Below are 21,571 nucleotides of genomic sequence, written 5' to 3'. Positions count from 1 at the left end.
CCCGCAAACGGGTGCAGACCGCGGCTTCGCCCCGCGCCGTCATCACCGCGACGATGGCACGCTCACGCTCACGCCCCGACCGGGACCGCATCCCACGCAACTGTCCGCCAGTCCCCCTGTCTGTCCGTCACAATGGCCAGATCCGGAAACATCGTTGTCGCGCGATCCGCTCCAGTACGCTCCTTCCTCAGGCGTCACTTCTTCACGATCTGGAGGGGTGCGCTCGTCTAATCGTCAGTCTGGATAAGCGCATCAAGCACATCCGATTTCAGTCCACCCAAACCATCTTAATTTTCTTGTGCCAGAAACCGTTGTGCCAGCCGAACCCAATACGTCGAGCCGATCGACAATAGTTCGTCGTTGAAGTCATAGCTCGCGTTATGCAGCATGCAAGGCCCGGCACCATGTCCTGATTCCCGGTGCCCGCCGTCGCCATTACCGAGAAATGCGTAACAGCCTGGCTTCGCGAGCAGCATGAACGAAAAATCCTCGGCGCCCATCGTCGGTTCGACTGCGTCGTCGACATTTTCCGCGCCGACAATTTCCTTCATAACCGCCGCCGCGAAGCGGGCCTCTTCATTACTATTGACGGTTGGTGGATAGTTGCGATGGAAGCGGATATCGACCGAACAATCGTAAGCCTCTGCCGTGCTCTGGGCGATCTTGCGCATGCGGGCTTCGATCAGATCGAGCGCTTCGGTGGTAAAAGTGCGCACGGTGCCAGCGATCCACGCATCGTTCGGGACGACATTGACGGCGTCGCCAGCGTGAATCTGCGTGATCGACAGTACTGCGGTATCGAGCGGCTTCTTGTTTCGCGTGATGATGCTCTGCAGCCCGTTCGCAATCTGAACCGCTGTGAACACCGGGTCGCGACCGTTGTGCGGCAGCGCCGCGTGCGAACCCACGCCTCTAATTTCAATGCGAAATTCGTTGCTAGACGCCATGATCGGGCCTTCGGTCACGCCGAAATGGCCTGCCGGCATGCCGGGCCAATTGTGAACGCCGAAAACCGCATCGACCGGAAACTTTGTGAACAGACCGTCGTCGATCATGGCCTGGGCGCCGGCGCCCCCTTCTTCCGCCGGTTGAAAGATGAACACGATCGTGCCGTCAAATTCGCCGTGCTTGACCAGATGCCGCGCTGCGCCGAGCAGCATCGCGGTATGCCCATCATGGCCACACGCGTGCATTTTGCCGTCGTTCTGCGAGCGATGATCGAAGCTGTTTAGCTCCTGAATCGGCAGCGCGTCCATGTCGGCGCGTAGCCCGATCGAACGCGATCCGTTGCCGCGTTTCAGTACGCCCACTACGCCTGTTTTGCCCAATCCACGATGCGTTTCGATGCCCCAGGACTCAAGTGTCCTGGCAACCAGATCCGCTGTCGCGGTCTCTTCGTAACGCAACTCAGGGTGGGCATGAATCGTTCGTCGGAGGGTCTGAATTTCGCCATGGGCGGCCTGGATTTCTGGGATCAGTTTCATGATGGGCGCTGTGCTTTGCGTTGCGTGGAATCGCTCGAGGCCATGTCGCCCGGGCACGTTGATAACTGATTCTACGCCGAAGGCATTTTTGGCGGCACCATGCAGGTCAGAGGGGCCGCGGACGTAATAAAATTCAGGATCGCCACCGCTTACCGTTCTTCCGGACGAATCGCCGATGAATGCTCCCACTGAATTCGCCCGCGCGGTGTGCCCGCACGATTGCCCTGATACCTGTGCGATGCGCGTGACTATCGAAAGCGGACGGGCGATCAAGGTCGTGGGCGATCCCGATCATCCGCCGACTCAAGGCGCGCTGTGTACCAAAGTCAGCCGCTACGCTGATCGGGTTCATCATCCGCATCGATTGACGACACCGATGAAGCGCGTCGGCCGCAAAGGCGAAGGCCGCTTTGAGCCGATCAGCTGGGAGGAGGCGTTCGAAATCGCCTCAGTGCGTCTGTCAGACATCGCGAGCCGGGCGCCAGAAGCCATCATGCCGTACAGCTACGCCGGCACAATGGGCCTGGTTCAGGGCGACAGCATTGCGCAGCGGTTCTTTCACAAACTCGGAGCATCGCAGTTGGACCGCACGATTTGTGCAGCCGCGGGTGCGGCGGGGTTGAAGTACACCTACGGCGCCAGCATTGGCATGCGCACCGAGTTTTTTGCCGAGAGCGAAGTCATCCTGATCTGGGGTTCGAATCCCATCGCGTCGAACCTGCATTTCTGGACACGCGCTCAGGAAGCCAAGCGTCGCGGCGCACGGCTGATCGCGATCGATCCATACCGATCTCTGACGGCGGAAAAGTGCCACCAGCACATTGCACTTAAACCCGGAACCGACAGTGCTTTAGCGCTCGGCATGATCAACGTGCTGATTACGGAAAATCGGCTCGATCACGCGTACATCGCGACCCATACGTTAGGCTTCGAGCAACTCAAGGCGCGCGCGCTCAGTTATCCGCCGTCACGCGCCGCTCAAATTTGCGGTATCGACGAGCAGGGGATTGTCGACGTTGCGCGCCTTTACGGCAGTACGAAGAAAGCCGCGATTCGGATGAATTACGGACTGCAGCGGGTGCGTGGCGGTGGTAACGCCGTACGCGCAATCGCCTGCTTACCTTCGCTGACAGGCGCATGGCGCGAGCGGGCGGGCGGGGTCTTGCTATCCTCGGGCGGATGGGCGCCAGTGGATTCGCACGCGTTGCAGCGGCCGGATCTGATGCCCGGTTGGCCCGCCAAGGCTTCGCGCGTCATTAATATGAATGCGATTGGCGACGCGCTGCTGCACCCGGGCGACGCCACGTTCGGTCCAAAAGTCGAAGCGATCATCGTCTATAACTCCAATCCGGTGGCGGTCGCGCCAGACTCGGAACGGGTCGCGGCAGGTTTTGCACGCGATGACCTGTTCACGATCGTGCTTGAACATTTTCAGACCGATACCGCCGACTACGCCGATTTGCTTCTACCGGCCACGACACAACTCGAGCACCTCGACGTGCACAAGTCATACGGGCACACGCACGTGATGGTCAACTTGCCGGCGATCGCGCCGGTCGGCGACGCGCGCCCGAACACGGAGATCTTTCGTGGCCTCGCGCGCCACATGGGCCTGCAGGAGCCAGCGCTCTACGAGAGCGACGACGCTATCGCTCAGGGAGCCTTCCACTGGAATGACAAAACGCTCGAAGGCGTAAGCTGGGACTCGCTAAAGAAAACCGGCTGGGCGGAGCTAAAGCTGCCTGACGCGCCGTTCGCCGAGGGTGGCTTTCGCACGCCGTCCGGTAAGTGCGAGTTTTTCAGCGAGCGTCTCGCCCAACAAGGTCTCGATCCGCTGCCAGACTATCTGCCGCCTTACGAATCCGCGGACGGAGCACCCGAGCTTGCCGTCCGTTATCCGCTTGCGATGATTTCGCCGCCGGCCCGCAACTTCCTGAACAGCACCTTCGTGAACATCGAAAGTCTCCGCTCGACGGAAGGGGAGCCGCATCTCGACATCCACCCGATCGACGCGCAGCAGCGAAACATCGCCGACGGTGATCAGGTGCGCATATTCAATGATCGCGGCTCGATGCAAGCGCGCGCCCGTGTCACCGACAAGGCACGTAAAGGGCTCGTCGTCGGCCTGTCGATCTGGTGGAAGAAGCTCGCGCCAGACGGCCGCAACGCCAATCAGGTCACCAGCCAGGCGCTCACGGATCTGGGCGGATCGGCCACGTTCTACGACTGCCTTGTCGAAGTCGAACGTGCCTGAAAACACGGTCAAAAATCTTGCAGCGACGGCCCGCAACGGGTTCGAGGCTGCAGTCTAACCCGGCCGCTTTTCGCGAATAGCATAGGGATGCTCATGCTACGATGCGTTTTTAGCACGACCATTCGAAAATAAAGAAGGAGACGCTGCATGGACAAAATCTGGCTGAAATCTTATCCGCCCGGCGTTCCCGCAGAAATCGACCCGACCCGCTACTCGTCCGTCGCTGAACTACTCGAAGAAGCCTTCCGCGACCACCGCGCCAAACCGGCGTTCGTCTGCATGGGCCAAGAGATCAGCTACGGCGAACTGGACACGCTCTCGCACAAGCTCGCCGCATGGTTTCAGTCCAAGGGCCTTGCTCGCGGCGCGCGCATCGCGATCATGATGCCGAACGTGCTGCAATATCCCGTGGCGATCGCGGCGATCTTGCGCGCGGGTTATGTGGTCGTGAACGTGAACCCGCTCTACACCCCGCGGGAGCTCGAGCATCAGCTCAAGGACAGCGGCGCGGAAGCGATCATTCTGCTCGAGAACTTCGCTGTCACGCTGCAGGCGATCGTGCGCAACACGTCGGTCAAGCACGTTGTCGTCGCCGCAATGGGCGATTTGATGGGCGCGAAGGGCATGTTGGTGAATTTCGTCGTGCGGCGTGTGAAGAAGATGGTGCCCGCGTGGAGCTTGCCGGGGCACGTCAAATTCAATACCGCGATTGCCGAGGGTGCCCGCCAGAGTTTCAAACCGGTCCAGCAAGGTCCGGACGACGTCGCGTTTCTGCAGTACACGGGCGGTACGACCGGCGTGGCCAAGGGCGCGACGCTGTTGCATCGGAATCTGATCGCCAATGTGCTGCAGTCGGAAATCTGGCTCGATCCGGTTCGCGCCAACCGCAAGGACATCGATCAGTTCGTCACGGTTGTGGCGTTGCCGCTTTATCACGTCTTCGCGCTGACGGTGTGCGGGCTGCTAACGATCCGTACCGGTGGACTCGGTGTGCTGATTCCGAATCCGCGCGACATACCCGGCATGATCAAGGCGCTGGAAGGCTATCCGATCACGACGATTCCCGCCGTCAACACGCTGTACAACGCGATGCTGAACAGCCCGGACTTCCACAAACTCGATTTTTCGAAGCTGATCGCGGCAAATGGCGGCGGTATGGCCGTGCAGGAAGCCGTCGCCAAGCGCTGGTTCGAGCATACGCATACGCCGATCATCGAGGGCTACGGTCTTTCGGAGACTTCGCCGTGCGTCACCTGCAATCCGGTTACTGTCACCGAATATAGTGGCACGATCGGTCTGCCGCTGCCGTCGACGGAAATTTCGATTCGCGACGACGAAGGCAACGAAGTGCCGCTCGGTCAGCCGGGGGAAATCTGCATCCGCGGTCCGCAGGTAATGGCCGGCTACTGGAACCGCCCGGACGAAACGGCCAAGGTCATGACGCCGGATGGCTTCTTCAAATCGGGCGATGTCGGCTTGATGAATGAAGGTGGTTTCGTCAAGATCGTCGACCGGAAGAAGGACATGATTCTGGTCTCTGGCTTCAACGTCTATCCGAACGAAATCGAGGACGTCGTCGCCAGGCTGCCGGGCGTGTTTGAAGTCGCCGCGGTCGGCGTGCCGGATCAGCATTCGGGTGAAGCGGTCAAGCTGTTCGTTGTGAAGAAAGATCAGGCGCTTACCGATGCGGACATCTTCGCGTATTGCAAACAGCAACTGACCGGCTACAAGCGGCCGAAGATCGTCGAATTCCGCACTGAATTGCCCAAGAGCAATGTCGGCAAGATTCTGCGGCGCGAGTTGCGCGACGGCCGGGCGTAAGCGTACCAGGCGCTTCGCGCGCATCAGGCCCATCAGGCCCATTGACCTGAACAGCGCTGACACGAAGTCACGCATTGCGCGAAAAAGCGAGAAAGGCCCGGCAGATTTTCATCCGCCGGGCCTTTCTCATTGAGCCGTCGCTTCCACCTAAACCAGGTAACCTGCGCGGCACGCGGCCATAAAAAAAGGCGCCCGAAGGCGCCTTTGAGGCATGCTGCTTTATTACGACTTATTAGAACTTGTGGCGAATGCCGACGCGAGCCGTGAACTGGTTCTGGTTCGACGAGCCCGTCAGGCCGTTGATGCCGGCCGTTGCGTCAACCGTAGCGCCTGCTGCGTTGATCGTGTCGCCCAAAGCGTGTTGATACACGCCCGTCACGTACACGTCGGTACGCTTGGACAGGAAGTAGTCCACGCCAACTGCGCCTTGGTGGTACTGAGCACGCGAACCGCCGTTGATTTCCGCGCCGCGCGTGTAGTCATACGCTGCGCCGACCAGCAATGCCGGGGTCAACTGATACTTGAAGTTGAGTTCGGCGTTGTTGAACGTAGCCGATTGGCCCTTGAACGGCGAAGCGAACGAAGCGCCCAGGTTGCCGAAGCGGATGTTCGAGTACGTCAGGCCAACCGTTGCCGCGCCGAACGTGTACGCACCGCCAGCACCGATCACCTGGTACGTATTAGCCGACGTGAAGCCAGCGTAGACCGGCGACGTCACAGCAGCAGCCGGTGCTGTAGCCGTGCCGCCGTTGTTGAACAGGCCACCCGATGCTGCCGGGGTGCGTGCGTTCAAGTAGCCCACGCCCAAGACGAGGGGACCGTTGTTGTAGCCAGCGCCCAACGACCAGATCTGGTTCGACGTGACGTTGCCAGCAATGCCGCCGAAGCTGTACGTGCCGCCGAACGTCAGGCCGCCGTAGTTTGCGCTCGTGTACTTGACGGTGTTGTTGGTGCGGTACGCGTTGTTGAAGTTGTCGATGTCGCCCGGGTGAGCGGCGATGTAGCCACCCCACTGGTCACCGGCTTCCAGCGGACCGACGTAGTCGACGACGGAGTCGTATTGACGACCCAGCGTGACCGTGCCGAACTGGCTCGACAGACCGACGTAAGCTTGACGGCCGAACATCAGACCGCCTTGACCCAGCTTGCCGTTGTTCACGTCAAAGCCGTTTTCCAACACGAAGATTGCCTTCAGACCGCCGCCCAGATCTTCCGTGCCGCGCAGGCCCCAACGCGAACCTTGCAGAACGCCGCTGGACAGGTTGTACAGGTGCTTGCCACCTGAGTTGGTGTTGATGTTGAAGCCTTCGTCAATAATACCGTACAGGGTCACGCTGCTCTGAGCATGTGCGACGCCTGCGAATGCGCCCAGTGCTGCGAGAGCGAGAAGCGACTTTTTCATCGAATGATCTCCAAGAATTACGAATCTTTTGTACAAGGCGAATATTTATGTTGCGTTGAGGCCTTGCTTGTCCAACTTCGCGAGAAGTTGCACGTAATGTAACAAAAGGCATACATGCCACAAAGAAAAAGGAGATGGCCAGGAAGGCTCCTGTTTCGTTTACGCAACATGGTCTAAAATCAGAAATTGGCCGTCGGAAGCGTTTGAACCAAGGGTCTTCGCGAACCCGGTTTTGCCCTGCAAAGCCTTGTCGCGTGGACCCGGCAGCGCGGCCGGATGGTTGTCGAATCAGGGAGTGCTGAATGTTTCTGGACGAGTTGATTAGCGAGTTTGATCGGGGTTTACGCTCAATGACCGGCGTCTCACGGATGAGTCGTCCGTTGCCGGTTCCGCAAGAATTGGCCGCGGAGTCTGCGGAGCTTTCGCCTGCGGAACGCGCGCATTCGGCCGGCTTGATGCGGGTGAATCACGTGGGTGAGGTGTGCGCCCAAGCGCTTTACCAGGCTCAGAAACTTGCTACCCGGTCGTCGTCTTTGCGAGCCGTGTTCACTCACGCAGCCATCGAGGAAGAGGATCATCTGGCGTGGACCGCCAAACGCCTCGAAGCGCTCGATTCGCGTCCAAGCCTCCTGAACCCGCTCTGGTATACAGGTTCGCTGGCAATCGGCCTCGCGGCAGGCCGGCTGGGCGACCGGGTGAGTCTCGGCTTCATGGCGGAAACCGAACGCCAGGTCGAACAGCATCTGGACAGCCATCTGGATCAGTTGCCCGCAGCCGACCGCGAGTCGCGTGCAATCGTCGAACAGATGCGCGTGGACGAGGCCCAGCACGGTAAATCCGCCATGGACGCGGGCGGCGTCGAGTTGCCTTTCCCCGCGCGAGCCCTGATGCGCGCGGTGTCGAAAGTCATGACACGGACCGCCTATTACATATAAGTCCGAGACCTCTGCTCACACACCGCCTGAAAGTGGGATGGCGCCTCGCGCGCCATCCGCCCGAAGTACCGGAACCCCAGCCAACACCTCCCGATCCCGCTTCACGATCTCTTACATTCCGCGCCTTTCCCCCGCACTTTTCACGTATCACCTTCACAAGTTTCACTAGCTCATTCATTTATAACGGTTTTCCGTTTTATGTCTGACGTGAAGGAGTCACGCTAAGTCCTTGTTCTTACAAACAAAATCCGCTCGAAAAGCGCGTATCTCCCTTGACCCCCGTTTAGCGTTCCTCTAAAGTGGGAGACAGTGTGAGAAAGTGTATTTTTGTGTGATCTCACGGGCAGTTTGGGGTAGATTTTCACGAATCGGGCAGCTGGCGCAAAAAACGCCGCGAGCAACTAAGTTGCATGGGACCTGAGTAAGTGCTCTGCATGGGGCCCGAGTAAGCGCTAAAGCGCTAACTCGGGCCGACAGCTAAAGCGCTAACTCGGATCGACCGCAGCGGACTGCATGGACCGGAGTAAAGCGCTGAAGCGCTAACTCCGGTCGACAGGGAGAGCGAAGTGTTCCAAGGGGCGTCGGCGCTGACGCTCGATGCGAAAGGGCGGATGTCGATTCCCTCTCGCTATCGGGATGCGCTGCAAACACAGGCAGAGGGCCGGGTGACGATCACCAAGCACCCGGACGGCTGCCTGTTGCTCTTTCCGCGTCCGGAGTGGGAGATCTTCCGCGACAAGGTCGACAAGCTGCCTATGAACGCGGCCTGGTGGAAGCGCATTTTTCTCGGCAACGCCATGGACGTCGATATGGACGGCGCGGGCCGGGTGCTCGTGTCGCCGGAATTGCGTGCGGCCGGCTCGCTGGAAAAGGAAGTGACCTTGCTTGGCATGGGTCGTCACTTCGAGTTGTGGGACGCACAAATTTACGCAGCAAAGGAACAGGCAGCGATCGCCGAGGGCATGCCCGAAGCGTTAAAGAATTTCACGTTCTGATCGCGGACTACAAATATGGCACCTGCGATGGGAAACGAATTGCAGCATCGCACGGTGCTGCTGGATGAGGCGGTCAATGCGCTGGTGACGCGCGCGGACGGCGTGTATGTGGACGGTACGTTCGGGCGCGGCGGTCATAGCCGGTTGGTGCTGGAGAAGCTCGGTGAAGCGGGGCGTCTGATTGCGTTCGACAAAGACCCGCTCGCCATCGCCACGGCGCAGCAGATTGTCGATCCGCGCTTTGGCATCGTGCACGAGAGTTTTGCTTCACTGCGTGACGCAATTGCGGAGCGCGGGGTAGGGCGGGTGTCGGGCGTTTTACTGGATCTGGGTGTGTCGTCGCCGCAAGTCGACGATCCGGAGCGGGGTTTCAGCTTCCGCGCCGACGGCCCGCTCGACATGCGGATGGACCCGACGCGCGGCGAGTCTGCTGCTGACTGGCTGGCGCGGGCCACGGTGCAGGAACTGACGGAGGTGATACGAGATTATGGGGAAGAACGGTTTGCTTTTCAGATTGCAAAGGCGCTTGTTGCTCGCCGGGCAGAGTCCGACCGTCTTGGGCCTCTCGTCAGCACGGGCGAGCTTGCCCAAATCGTGGCTAACGTCGTCAAAACCCGTGAGAAGGGCAAGGATCCGGCAACCCGCACCTTTCAAGCTATACGGATTCACATCAATCAAGAGCTTGCGGAGCTGCAAGTCGTTTTAGAAGCAGCGATGTCGCTGTTGGAGCAAGGGGGGCGGCTGGTGGTCATCAGCTTTCATTCGCTCGAGGACCGGATCGTCAAGCGATTCATGCAGGCGCACGCCAGTACGCCTGCGGTGGATCGCCGTCTGCCGATTCGCGCAGTCGATCTGCCGAGCCCTCCGCTCAAAATCATTGGCCGCGTGTTCGCAAGCGACGCTGAAGTCGCCGCGAATCCGCGTGCCCGTTCTGCCGTGATGCGCGTGGCGGAGCGGATCGCACCATGAATCGCCTCAATATCTTCCTGCTGATGATCCTGATGGGCTGCGCTTTGTCTGTCGTCAATGCAACTAATCAGCAGCGTCAGATCTTTATCCAGTTGCAGCGCGCGCAATCGCAGGAGCACCAGCTGCAGCAGGATTATTCCCAGCTTCAGTATCAACAGAGCGCGCTGTCGAAGACGTCGCGCATCGAGCAGCTCGCCACCGATTCGCTGAAGATGCAAGCGGTCAGCACCGGTCGCACCCAGTATCTGACGCTTGATCCGGGCGCGGCCAAGGCTGAGGACGCGCCGATCCCGACTTCCGGCCCAGCCTCGGCGCCGGTCGTGACTCGTCGCGGAGGCGTGCGATGAAAAAATCGTCGACTCGCAAGAGCGTCGCCTTTTCAGCGAACCCGATTCTGTCGGTGCGCCTGCCGATGTGGCGCTCGAAACTCGTCGTATTCATGCTCTTCATGGCGTTCGTCGCGCTGACCGCGCGCGCCTTCTGGATTCAAGGTCCGGGCAACGCGTTCTATCAGAAGCAGGGTGAAATCCGCTATCAGCGCCGGCTTGAACTGCCGGCCACGCGCGGCAAGATTCTCGACCGCAATGGTCTCGTGCTCGCCACGAGCTTGCCGGTGCGCGCGATCTGGGCAATTCCGGAATCCGTGCCCGACGACCTCGGCGCCGACAAGCTGAGCCAGCTCGGCAAGCTGCTCGGCATGACGAACAAGGAGTTGCGCGCCAAGCTGTCGGAGGACAAGAACTTCGTCTATGTGAAGCGCCAGGTGCCGGTCGACGTCGCCGCACAAGTCGCGGCACTGGACATCCCCGGCATTTATGCACGCGACGAGTACAAGCGCTTCTATCCGGAAGGCGAGATCACGGCTCACCTGATCGGCTTCACCAATGTCGAAGACGAAGGCCAGGAAGGCGTCGAACTCGGCGACCAGAAGTTGCTGGTCGGCGTATCGGGCAGTCGCCGCGTCATCAAAGACCGCATGGGTCACATCATCGAAGATGTGGACGAGCAGGTCGTGCCGCACAACGGCCAGGATGTCGATCTTTCGATCGACAGCAAGATCCAGTACATCGCCTATACGAACCTGAAAGCGGCCGTCGAGAAATTCAAGGCGAAGGCCGGCGCGGCGATGGTGATCGACGTGCGGACCGGCGAAGTGCTGGCACTGGTCAACTACCCGACGTACAACCCGAACGACCGTTCGCACCTCACGGGCGATCAGTTGCGCAACCGCATTCTCACGGACACTTTCGAGCCGGGCTCGATCATGAAGCCATTCACGGTGTCGCTCGCGCTTGACCTGCACCGCGTCACGCCGACTACACTGGTAGACACGGGGCCGGGCCGCTTTGTGCTCGACGGTGCGCCGATTACCGACGACAGCGCGTTCGGCGTGCTGACGGTGGGTGGCGTGATCCAGAAGTCGAGCAACATCGGTGCGACGAAGATCGCCATGCAGCTCAAGCCCGAAGAGATGTGGAACATGTACACCAGCATCGGTCTCGGCCAGGCGCCGAAGGTCGGATTCCCGGGCGCGGTGGCGGGCCGTCTGCGTCCGTGGAAGAGCTGGCGCCGCATCGAGCAGGCGACCATGTCGTACGGCTACGGTTTGTCAGTGTCGCTGTTCCAGCTTGGCCGCGCATACACGGCGATCGCGCATGACGGCGAGATCATGCCCGTGTCGATTTTCCGCACGCCTGGCGATCAGCCGGCTACGGGGCCGCAAATCTTCGCGCCCACCACCGCTCGCGAAGTGCGCGCAATGCTCGAAACGGTCACGGCCCCGGGCGGCACGTCGCCGGATGCCGCCGTGCCGGGCTACCGCGTCGGCGGCAAGAGCGGTACCGCATACAAGCATGGCGCCCACGGCTACGACCATTCCAAGTACCGCGCATCGTTCGTCGGCATGGCGCCGATGCCGAATCCGCGCATCGTCGTGGCCGTGTCGGTGGACGAACCGACGGCGGGCAGTCACTTTGGTGGTCAGGTGTCGGGCCCGGTGTTCTCTTCGATCGTCGGCGATACGCTGCGGTCGTTGAATGTGCCGCCGGATATGCCGGTCAAGCAGATGGTGGTGTCCGACGATTCAGCGCCTGCCGCACCGGGCGCACCGCCTTCGTCCGCAACGGTCAAGAAACTGTCCACCAGCGCCGGCGCGAAGAAGATGACGATCTCCGCCAACGCGAAAAGCCATCCCGGAGTCGTGCGATGAGCGCGCTGCGCAAGAAGCATCCAGCGCACCGGCAAATCGCCGACGCGCTCAACTGGCTGCACGCTCGCGTGCAGCCAGGCGCGCATCTGCATGCCGACACACGTTCGCTTGCGGCCGGCGACGCGTTTTTCGCCTACGCGGTCGACGGCGCGGACAACCGCCCGTTCATCGACGGCGCGATCGAGCGTGGCGCGGCAGCCGTGCTGGTTCAGCCCGAAGGTTTTAGCGGCGCGATCGATCCGTCCACGACGCTGGCGGTGCCGGCGTTGAACGAACTCGCCGGTTCGATTGCGAGCGCCTGGTATAACGATCCGAGCGACGCAATGCTGGCGATCGGCATCACCGGGACGAACGGCAAGACTTCGTGCAGCCAATGGATTTCCGCGGCGCTGACCGCGCTCGGCAAACGTTGCGCGATCATCGGCACGCTGGGCACGGGTCTGCCGGGTCAACTCGTCCACACCGGCTTCACGACGCCTGACGCGCCGCAACTGCAGCGCAGTCTCGCGCAGTTGCGCGACGCCGGTGCTCAGGCGGTGGCGATGGAAGTATCGTCGCATGCGCTGCATCAAGGCCGCGTGAATGGCACCGCGTTCGATATCGCCGTGTTCACGAATCTCACGCAAGACCACCTCGACTATCACGGCACGTTCGAAGCCTACGAAGCCGCCAAGGCTCGTCTGTTCGCGTGGCCGGGACTGCGCGCCGCGGTGATCAATCGCGACGATGCCGCCGGCCGCCGTCTGCTCGCGAGCGCGAAGGGGCATGCACGCACGTTCGCCTACGGGCTCGACGAAGCGCCGAAAGATTCGCCGGGCGCCGTTGCGTCGCAAGCCGATGCATTACTGCTTGCCTCGAACGTGCGCGCCACGGCCACCGGCACCGCCTTTCACCTGACCACCTCAGACTGGGGCAACGCCGAAGTCGAAGTGCAAACGCTCGGCGCATTCAACGTCAGCAATCTGCTCGGCGTGCTTGGCGCATTGCTCGCCGCCGAGATGCCGTTCGACGCCGCGCTGGCCGAACTCGCGAAACTCGAGCCGGTCAATGGCCGCATGCAACGTCTGGGTGGCCGCTTGCAGAATGACGAGCCGCTCGTCGTCATCGACTACGCACACACGCCGGACGCGTTGGAAAAGACACTCGAAGCGCTACGCCCGATGGCAGCCGCGCGTGGCGGCGAACTGATCTGCATATTCGGCTGCGGCGGCGATCGCGATGCGACCAAACGTCCGCTGATGGGCGCAATCGCCGAGAAGTTCGCGGACGGTGTGGTCGTCACCAGCGACAACCCGCGCAGCGAAGATCCGCAATCGATCATCGAGCAGATCGCCGCGGGCATGACAGACGCATCGAAGGCGCGTCGCGTCGAGGACCGCGCGAGCGCGATCCTGCAAGCGATCCGCAGCGCTGCACGTGAAGACGTCATCGTGCTGGCCGGCAAGGGGCATGAAGCAACACAGGAAATCATGGGTAAGAAGCGCGCTTTCTCCGATCAGGACCATGCCCGCCTTGCGCTTGCCGCACGGGCAACACACGCACGCGGAGGTGGCGAATGACCCAGCCAGGTGTCGCGATGTTCTCGCTGCGTGAAGCCGCCGCGCTGATCCCCGGCGCAACCGTGCTGGGTGACGACAGCGTGGTGTTCGAACGCGTGTCGACCGATAGCCGCAGCGCCGGTCCCGGTGATCTGTTCGTCGCGATCAAAGGCGATCGTTTCGACGCGCACGATTTCCTGCCGGAAGTCGCCTCGCGCAACGTCGCGGCTGTGCTGGTCTCGCGCACGCCCGACGCTTTGCGCGTGCCCGCTTTGCGCGTCACTGATACGCGCGTGGGTCTCGGCGCGCTCGCACGCGGCTGGCGGCGCAAATTCAGCATGCCGCTCGTCGCCGTGACGGGCAGCAATGGCAAGACGACGGTCAAGGAAATGATCGCGTCGATCTTCGCCGCCGCGGTTGGCGCTGACGCACGCCTCGCGACTGCCGGCAACTTCAACAACGACATCGGCTTGCCGCTCACGCTGTTCCGTCTGCATGCCTCGCATCAACTGGCCGTAGCCGAACTCGGTATGAACCATCCGGGCGAGACCTCGCTGCTCGCGAAAATCGCCGAGCCGACCGTCGCGGTGGTGAACAACGCCCAGCGCGAGCATCAGGAATTCATGTCGACGGTCGAAGCCGTCGCGCTCGAGCATGCGAGTGTGATTCACGCGCTCAGGCCGGAAGGCGTCGCGGTGTTCCCGGCAGACGACGCGTACGCGAGCATCTGGCGCGTCGCTGCGACCGCCAACCGCATCGTCGATTTCGCGTTGAACGCCGACGAACGCAACACTGAAGCCGCAGTCAAGGGCAGGTTCGCCGGCAACCGTCTGAGCATCGACACGCCGGAAGGCCGCGTCGACGTGACATTGCAGGTGCTCGGCAACCACAACGCGCACAACGCGTTGGCCGCAACTGCCGCAGCGCTCGCCGCAGGCGTATCGCTCGACGCGATCAAACGCGGCCTCGAATCGTTCGGTGCGGTGAAAGGCCGCTTGCAGGTGAAGCAGGCATCGCTCGGCACGCTCGCCGGCGCGACCGTGATCGACGACACCTACAACGCGAATCCCGATTCGATGCGTGCGGCGATCGACGTGCTCGCATCACGCGAATCGCCACGCGTGCTGGTGATGGGCGACATGGGCGAAGTCGGCGACAACGGCCCGGCGTTTCACCGCGAGATCGGTGCGTACGCCAGGGAACGCAGTATCGACGCGCTGTACGCGATGGGCGACGCCGCGCGCGACGCCTGCACCGCGTACGGCGCGGGCGCGCATCACGTAGCCGACGTCGGCACGCTGGTCGCGCAATTGCAGCAAGCCGGTTTCGGCGCTGCTGCAACGCTTCTCGTGAAAGGCTCGCGCTTCATGCAAATGGAGCGCGTGGTGGACGCCGTAACGAGTCCACAACCTAACGCAGCGGGCAACACGCCCGCTGCACATTGAAATAGAAGGACCGAAGCATGCTACTGGCGCTGGCGCAATGGCTGCAGAATGACGCAAGCTTCTTGCGCGTGTTCAGTTATCTGACTTTCCGTGCGGTGATGGCCACCATCACCGCGCTGCTGATCGGGCTCGTCTGTGGCCCGGCGGTGATCCGCAAGCTGACCGCGATGAAGGTCGGCCAGGCCGTTCGTAAAGACGGTCCGCAAACGCACCTGGTCAAATCCGGTACGCCGACCATGGGCGGGGTGCTGATTCTGCTCGGTATCGCCGTGGCGACGCTGTTGTGGGCCGATCTGACCAACCGTTTCATCTGGATCGTAATTCTGGTCACGTTCGGTTTCGGCGTGATCGGTTGGGTCGACGATTACCGCAAGGTGGTCTACAAGGACCCGCGTGGAATGTCGTCGCGCGAAAAGTATTTCTGGCAGTCGGTGATCGGCCTGTTCGCAGCGGTGTATCTCGCGTTCAGCGTGTCCGAAGCGAGCAACGTGCGGGTGTTCGATCTGTTTATGGCCTGGGTGCGCAGCGGCTTGTCGATGGGCCTGCCGGCGCGCGCCGACCTGATGCTGCCGTTCGTCAAATCGATCAGCTATCCGCTCGGCGTGTGGGGCTTCATCGTGCTGACGTATCTGGTGATCGTCGGCGCGAGCAATGCGGTCAATCTCACCGACGGTCTCGACGGCCTCGTGATCATGCCGGTCGTCCTGGTCGGCGCATCGCTCGGCGTGTTCGCTTATGTGATGGGTAGCTCGGTGTACTCGAAGTACCTGCTGTTTCCGCATATCGCCGGTGCGGGCGAGTTGCTGATCTTCTGTTCGGCGATGGGCGGGGCAGGGCTCGCGTTTCTCTGGTTCAACACCCACCCGGCCCAGATGTTCATGGGCGACGTCGGCGCGTTGGCGCTGGGCGGCGCGCTCGGCACGGTGGCGGTGATCGTGCGCCAGGAAATCGTGCTCTTCATCATGGGCGGCATTTTCGTCGCGGAGACGCTCTCCGTGATGTTGCAGGTGACGTGGTTCAAGTTCACCAAGCGCCGTTACGGCGAAGGCAGGCGTCTGTTCAAGATGGCGCCGCTGCATCACCACTTTGAACTGTCGGGCTGGAAGGAAACGCAGGTGGTCGTGCGTTTCTGGATCATCACGTTGATGTTGTGCCTGTTCGGGTTGTCCACGCTCAAGTTGCGTTAAGTCGTATTTAGGGGAAGCAGGCGATGTTTGGCGAGAAGTTTCGGGATCGGCAAAAGCCGATGGTGCTCGTGCTGGGATTGGGTGAATCCGGTCTCGCAATGGCGCGCTGGTGCGCGCGGCACGGCTGTCGGCTGCGTGTGGCCGATACGCGCGAGGTGCCGCCGAACCTGTCCGCGCTGGAAGCGCACAGCGTCGATGCCGAATTCGTCGGCGGCCCGTTTTCGCCGGTGCTGCTCGAAGGCGTGGAACTCGTGGCGATCAGCCCGGGCTTGTCGCCGCTCGCCGCCGACCTGCTGCCGTTGATCACGGCAGCGCGCGAGCAAGACATCCCTGTGTGGGGCGAACTCGAATTCTTCGCTCAGGCGTTGAAGACGCTTGGCGAAAGCGGTTATGTGCCGAAGGTGATCGCGATCACAGGTACCAATGGCAAGACCACGACCACGAGCCTGACCGGTCTTTTGTGCGAACGCGCCGGCAAGAAAGTCGCGGTGGCGGGCAACATCAGCCCGGCCGCGCTGGACAAACTCAGCGAAGCGATCGACAACACCGCGTTGCCCGATGTGTGGGTGCTGGAACTGTCGAGCTTCCAGCTGGAAACCGCGCACACGTTTACGCCGGATGCGGCGGTCGTTTTGAATATCACGCAGGACCATCTGGACTGGCATGGCGGCCTCGACGCCTACGCCGCCGCGAAGGGCCGCATCTTCGGTACACAAACCGTGCGCGTGCTGAATCGCGACGACTCCCGGGTGATGGCGCTCACGCCTTCCGCAGAAAGTGACGCTGCGATGATCACGTTCGGCGTGACCGAACCGAAGAACGACGGCGACTATGGTCTGCTGCGTGACAACGGCATGGTCTGGCTGGTCGAAGCGCACGATCGCGACGCCAGCGACGAGCCGGCGCCGACGCGCCGGCGCAAGAACGAAGTGGCGGCGCCGAAGAACATCGCGCTCAAACGTTTGATGCCGGCCGACGCGCTGCGCATTCGCGGTCTGCACAACGCCGCGAACGCGTTGGCCGCGTATGCGCTGGCGCGCGCCATCGGTCTGCCTGGCGCGCCGCTCCTGCACGGTCTGCGCGAATACCGGGGTGAGCCGCATCGCGTGGAATTGATCGCGTCGATTGAAGGCGTCGATTACGTCGACGATAGCAAGGGCACCAACGTCGGCGCGACGGTTGCCGCGCTCGACGGTCTCGCGCAACGCACGGTGTTGATTGCCGGCGGCGACGGCAAGGGTCAGGATTTCGAACCGCTTGCCGCACCGGTGATGCGCTGGTGCCGCGCCGTGATGCTGATCGGCCGTGATGCGCCGCAGATTCGCGCCGCGCTGGAAGACACCGGGATCGCGATGACCGATCACGCAACGCTCGAGGAAGCAACGCGGTCCGCCACCGCATTGGCGCAACCGGGGGACGCCGTGCTGCTGTCGCCGGCTTGCGCGAGCTTCGACATGTTCAAGGGTTACGCACATCGCGCGGCGGTGTTCCGCAGCACGGTGGAAGACATCGCGGCCGAACGGGGGACAATGATATGAGCTGGTCGGAACGTTTCGGTTCGAGCCTTGCCGGCGCCCGCGCCGGCAATGGCGATGCGGGCGGCGCAAGCCGCGCTTCCAGCCGCACCGGCGGCAGCGGTCTTGCGAGCGCTGTCAACGGCGTGCGTCCGCTGCGCTCGCGGATGCTCGACTACGATCACTCGCTGCTGTGGGTGGTCGTCGCGCTGCTCGGCCTCGGCGTCGTGATGGTGTATTCGGCGTCGATCGCGATGCCCGATTCACCGAAGTACGCGTCGTACCGCGACTACGCATTCCTCGTGCGCCAGCTCATTTTCGTGGTGATGGGCTCGGTGATCGGCGTCGTGTCGTTCCGCATTCCGATCTCGACGTGGGATAAATACGCGCCGAAGCTCTTCCTGATTTCGCTGCTCGCCTTGGTGATCGTGCTGATTCCACACGTCGGCAAGGGCGTGAACGGCGCGCGCCGCTGGATTCCGCTTGGCATCACGAACATGCAGCCGTCGGAAATCATGAAGCTCGCCGTGACGATCTACGCGGCGAACTACACGGTGCGCAAGCAGGAATACATGCAGAGCTTCGCCAAGGGCTTTCTGCCGATGGCGGTTGCAGTGGGTCTCGTCGGCGCGTTGCTGCTGCTCGAGCCGGACATGGGCGCGTTCATGGTGATCGCCGCGATCGCAATGGGCGTGCTGTTTCTGGGCGGCGTGAACGGCAAGCTGTTCGGCGGCCTCGTGGCCACCGCGGTCGGCACGTTCAGCTTGCTGGTGTGGGCGTCGCCGTGGCGCCGTGAGCGGATTTTCGCCTACCTCGATCCATGGGACGACCGTTACGCGCAGGGCAAGGCTTACCAATTGACGCACTCGCTGATCGCTTTCGGACGCGGCGAGTGGTTCGGCGTCGGTCTCGGCGGCAGTGTCGAGAAGCTCAACTATTTGCCGGAAGCGCATACCGACTTCATCCTCGCGGTGATCGGCGAGGAACTGGGTTTTGTCGGCGTGCTCGTCGTGATTCTGATGTTCTACTGGATCGTGCGCCGCTCGTTCGAGATCGGCCGTCAGGCGCTCGCACTCGACCGCACATTCGCGGGACTGGTGGCGAAGGGCATCGGCATCTGGTTCGGCGCGCAGACCTTTATCAACATGGGCGTGAACCTTGGGCTCCTGCCGACTAAAGGTCTCACGTTGCCGCTCGTCAGTTACGGCGGTTCGGGCATTTTGCTGAACTGCGTGGCGGTGGCGGTGTTGATGCGGGTGGACTACGAGAACCGGGTGTTGATGCGGGGAGGGAAGGTATGACCGCTGCGGCACAACGCACGCTGATGGTGATGGCCGGCGGCACCGGGGGACACGTGTTCCCGGGGCTCGCGGTCGCGCACCTGATGCAGGCGTGGGGCTGGAAGGTCGTATGGCTCGGCAATCCCGCGGGCATGGAAGCCACGCTGGTGCCTAAGCACGGCATCGCGATGGAATACGTGCGCTTCGGCGGACTGCGCGGCAAGGGTCTGAAGACCAAGCTGATGCTGCCGCTGAACCTGCTGCGCGCCTGCTCGCAGAGTTTGAGCGTGCTGCGTCGCGTGAAGCCGGACGTCGTGCTCGGCATGGGCGGCTACATCACGTTCCCGGCGGGTTTGATGACCGCGTTGAGCGGCCGTCCGCTGGTACTGCATGAACAGAACTCGATTGCGGGCCTCGCGAACAAGGTGCTCGCGAAAGTCGCCAAACGCGTGCTGGTTGCGTTCCCGAATGCGCTGCCGCACGGCGAATGGACCGGAAACCCGATTCGTGCGGAACTTGCGCGCGCAATTGCACCCAAAGCACGCTACGCGCAACGCAGCGGTCCGTTGAATGTGCTGGTGGTGGGCGGCAGTCTGGGTGCGGCGGCGTTGAATGAAGTGGTGCCGCGCGCGGTTGCGCTGCTGGCGCCGAACGAACGTCCGCGCATCGTGCATCAGGCGGGCGCGAAGCATATTGAAGCGCTGCGTGAGAACTACGCGGCAGCAGGCCTGAAAGCCGGTGCTGACGTAGAGCTCGTGCCCTTCATCGACGACATGACGAGTGCGTACGCGAACGCGGATCTGGTGATCTGCCGCTCGGGCGCAATGACCGTGTCGGAGATTTCAGCCGTAGGGGTGGCGGCGTTTTTCGTGCCGTTCCCCTTTGCAGTAGACGATCACCAAACCACTAATGCAGCGTTCCTCGCCGATAACGGCGCGGCGCTGGTCGTGCAGCAACGCGATCTGTCGGCGGAAACACTCGCCGACTGGTTGCGCAGCCAGACGCGAGAGACCCTCGCGCAGATGGCGGAGCGTTCGCGCTCGCTCGCGAAACCCGACGCCACGGAACAGGTCGCGCAGATTTGCGCGACTGTGGCGGGTTCGATTTCGGGCGCGAGCCCAGAAGGAAAGCAATGAAACACATCGTCAAACACATTCACTTTGTCGGCATCGGCGGTGTCGGCATGAGCGGCATCGCGGAGGTGCTGGTCAATCTCGGCTATCAGGTGAGCGGCTCGGACCTGTCGAGCAACGCGATCACCGATCGTCTCGCCGCGCTCGGCGCGCGGATCGCGATCGGCCACGCGGCGGAGAACATTGAAGGCGCGAATGCGGTGGTCGTCTCCACGGCGGTGCGTAGCGATAACCCCGAAGTGCTGGCCGCGCGTCATCGCCGTATTCCGATCGTGCCGCGCGCGGTGATGCTAGCGGAACTGATGCGGCTGAAGCAGGGTATCGCGATTGCGGGTACGCACGGCAAGACCACGACCACGTCGTTGGTGGCGAGCGTGCTGGCCGCGGGCGGGCTCGATCCGACCTTTGTGATCGGCGGGCGCCTGATCAGCGCGGGCGCTAATGCGCGGCTGGGTACCGGTGACTTCATCGTCGCCGAAGCGGACGAGTCGGATGCGTCGTTCCTGAATCTGTTCCCGGTGATCGAAGTCATCACGAACATCGACGCCGATCACATGGATACCTACGGCCACGATTTCGCGCGGCTCAAGCAGGCGTTCATCGAATTCACGCATCGCCTACCGTTCTATGGGATCGCGGTGCTGTGCGTCGACGATCCGAACGTGAAAGAGATTCTGCCGTTCGTGTCGAAGCCGATCATCCGCTACGGCTTTGCACCGGACGCGCAAGTGCGCGCGGTGAATGTCGAAGCACGTGGCGGCAAGATGCATTTCACGGCGATGCGTGAAGACGCGGCGCCGATCGACATCGTCTTGAACCTGCCTGGCGAGCACAACGTGCAGAACGCTTTGGCCGCAATTGCAATTGCGACTGAACTTGAAGTGAAAGATGCCGATATCCAGCGAGCGCTGGCGGATTTCACCGGTGTGGGCCGGCGCTTCCAGCGCTATGGCGAAGTGCCGGTGATCAACGAAGACAAGACAAGCGGCGCGTACACGCTGGTCGACGATTACGGCCATCACCCGGTTGAAATGGCGGCCACGGTGGCGGCGGCGCGCGGTGCATTTCCCGGGCGGCGTCTGGTGCTGGCATTCCAGCCGCACCGCTTCACACGCACGCGCGATTGCTTCGAAGATTTTGTGAAGGTGCTGTCGACCGTCGACGCGCTCGTGCTGACCGAAGTCTATTCGGCCGGCGAAGCGCCGATCGTCGCCGCGGACGGCCGTGCACTCGCGCGCGCGCTGCGTGTGGCGGGCAAGGTCGAACCGGTGTTTGTCGATACGGTGGATGAAGTGCCGGACGCGCTCTCAGCAGTGGTGCGCGACGGCGATGTGGTGATCACGATGGGCGCGGGTTCGATCGGCGGTGTGCCGGGTCGCCTCGCGCAAGAGACGAAGGTGTGAGT

Annotated in this window: 16 protein-coding genes; 14 read left to right on the top strand and 2 right to left on the bottom strand. The window is 62.1% G+C overall.

The window, feature by feature from the left end; genetic code table 11:
• Nucleotides 1–287: 287 nt before the first annotated feature.
• On the bottom strand, nt 288–1,484 hold the full coding sequence (locus PQR53_RS36220) for a M20 aminoacylase family protein (protein WP_408465010.1): 1,197 nt from the start codon (nt 1,482–1,484) through the stop codon (nt 288–290).
• A 175-nt stretch (nt 1,485–1,659) separates the two neighbouring features.
• Between PQR53_RS36220 and PQR53_RS36215 the strand changes: the two genes are divergently transcribed.
• Together PQR53_RS36215 and PQR53_RS36210 are read left to right on the top strand one after the other, a co-directional pair.
• Entirely contained in the window at nt 1,660–3,738 is a 2,079-nt protein-coding gene (locus PQR53_RS36215; RefSeq protein WP_408465008.1) for a molybdopterin-containing oxidoreductase family protein, read from the top strand.
• A gap of 147 nt (nt 3,739–3,885) precedes the next feature.
• Nucleotides 3,886–5,559: a long-chain fatty acid--CoA ligase gene (locus PQR53_RS36210; RefSeq protein WP_408465006.1), complete on the top strand. Its 1,674-nt coding sequence runs from the start codon at nt 3,886–3,888 to the stop codon at nt 5,557–5,559.
• A gap of 232 nt (nt 5,560–5,791) precedes the next feature.
• Here the strand turns inward: PQR53_RS36210 and PQR53_RS36205 are convergent, their stop codons facing one another.
• Nucleotides 5,792–6,961, bottom strand: coding sequence for a porin (locus tag PQR53_RS36205; protein ID WP_408465004.1), 1,170 nt, complete (start codon nt 6,959–6,961; stop codon nt 5,792–5,794).
• 302 nt (nt 6,962–7,263) lie between these two features.
• Here PQR53_RS36205 and coq7 point away from each other — a divergent pair, with 302 nt between their 5' ends.
• The 12 genes from coq7 (at nt 7,264) to murC (ending at nt 21,569) form a co-directional block, all read left to right on the top strand.
• Nucleotides 7,264–7,896, top strand: coding sequence for a 2-polyprenyl-3-methyl-6-methoxy-1,4-benzoquinone monooxygenase (gene coq7 / locus PQR53_RS36200; RefSeq protein WP_408465002.1), 633 nt, complete (start codon nt 7,264–7,266; stop codon nt 7,894–7,896).
• A 566-nt stretch (nt 7,897–8,462) separates the two neighbouring features.
• Nucleotides 8,463–8,891: a division/cell wall cluster transcriptional repressor MraZ gene (gene mraZ, locus PQR53_RS36195; RefSeq protein ID WP_006053203.1), complete on the top strand. Its 429-nt coding sequence runs from the start codon at nt 8,463–8,465 to the stop codon at nt 8,889–8,891.
• 15 nt (nt 8,892–8,906) lie between these two features.
• Nucleotides 8,907–9,860: a 16S rRNA (cytosine(1402)-N(4))-methyltransferase RsmH gene (gene rsmH, locus PQR53_RS36190; protein ID WP_408465000.1), complete on the top strand. Its 954-nt coding sequence runs from the start codon at nt 8,907–8,909 to the stop codon at nt 9,858–9,860.
• A complete protein-coding gene (gene ftsL, locus PQR53_RS36185) occupies nt 9,857–10,207 on the top strand; it encodes a cell division protein FtsL (protein WP_408464998.1) in 351 nt (116 codons plus the stop codon). Before rsmH ends, ftsL begins: the two co-directional genes overlap by 4 nt.
• Nucleotides 10,204–12,069 carry a peptidoglycan D,D-transpeptidase FtsI family protein gene (locus PQR53_RS36180; protein WP_408464996.1) on the top strand — a complete coding sequence of 622 codons (1,866 nt, stop codon included), beginning with the start codon at nt 10,204–10,206 and terminating at the stop codon, nt 12,067–12,069. Before ftsL ends, PQR53_RS36180 begins: the two co-directional genes overlap by 4 nt.
• On the top strand, nt 12,066–13,628 hold the full coding sequence (locus tag PQR53_RS36175; RefSeq protein ID WP_408464994.1) for a UDP-N-acetylmuramoyl-L-alanyl-D-glutamate--2,6-diaminopimelate ligase: 1,563 nt from the start codon (nt 12,066–12,068) through the stop codon (nt 13,626–13,628). The genes PQR53_RS36180 and PQR53_RS36175 overlap by 4 nt, the downstream gene beginning before the upstream one ends.
• Nucleotides 13,625–15,052, top strand: coding sequence for a UDP-N-acetylmuramoyl-tripeptide--D-alanyl-D-alanine ligase (locus tag PQR53_RS36170; RefSeq protein WP_408464992.1), 1,428 nt, complete (start codon nt 13,625–13,627; stop codon nt 15,050–15,052). Before PQR53_RS36175 ends, PQR53_RS36170 begins: the two co-directional genes overlap by 4 nt.
• A 17-nt stretch (nt 15,053–15,069) precedes the next feature.
• Nucleotides 15,070–16,239, top strand: a complete 1,170-nt coding sequence (gene mraY / locus PQR53_RS36165) for a phospho-N-acetylmuramoyl-pentapeptide-transferase (protein WP_093645262.1) — start codon at nt 15,070–15,072, stop codon at nt 16,237–16,239.
• A 23-nt stretch (nt 16,240–16,262) separates the two neighbouring features.
• Nucleotides 16,263–17,777, top strand: a complete 1,515-nt coding sequence (gene murD / locus PQR53_RS36160) for a UDP-N-acetylmuramoyl-L-alanine--D-glutamate ligase (RefSeq protein WP_408464990.1) — start codon at nt 16,263–16,265, stop codon at nt 17,775–17,777.
• On the top strand, nt 17,774–19,054 hold the full coding sequence (gene ftsW / locus PQR53_RS36155; protein ID WP_408464988.1) for a putative lipid II flippase FtsW: 1,281 nt from the start codon (nt 17,774–17,776) through the stop codon (nt 19,052–19,054). Before murD ends, ftsW begins: the two co-directional genes overlap by 4 nt.
• Entirely contained in the window at nt 19,051–20,169 is a 1,119-nt protein-coding gene (murG, locus tag PQR53_RS36150) for an undecaprenyldiphospho-muramoylpentapeptide beta-N-acetylglucosaminyltransferase (RefSeq protein WP_408464986.1), read from the top strand. The genes ftsW and murG overlap by 4 nt, the downstream gene beginning before the upstream one ends.
• Nucleotides 20,166–21,569: a UDP-N-acetylmuramate--L-alanine ligase gene (gene murC / locus PQR53_RS36145; RefSeq protein WP_408464984.1), complete on the top strand. Its 1,404-nt coding sequence runs from the start codon at nt 20,166–20,168 to the stop codon at nt 21,567–21,569. The genes murG and murC overlap by 4 nt, the downstream gene beginning before the upstream one ends.
• Nucleotides 21,570–21,571: the final 2 nt, after the last annotated feature.

Origin of the sequence: Paraburkholderia fungorum, assembly GCF_046027605.1 — a bacterium.
Classification (GTDB): domain Bacteria; phylum Pseudomonadota; class Gammaproteobacteria; order Burkholderiales; family Burkholderiaceae; genus Paraburkholderia; species Paraburkholderia fungorum_F.
Note: the sequence above shows the minus strand (reverse complement) of the source record. Positions and strands in the feature narration are given on the sequence as shown.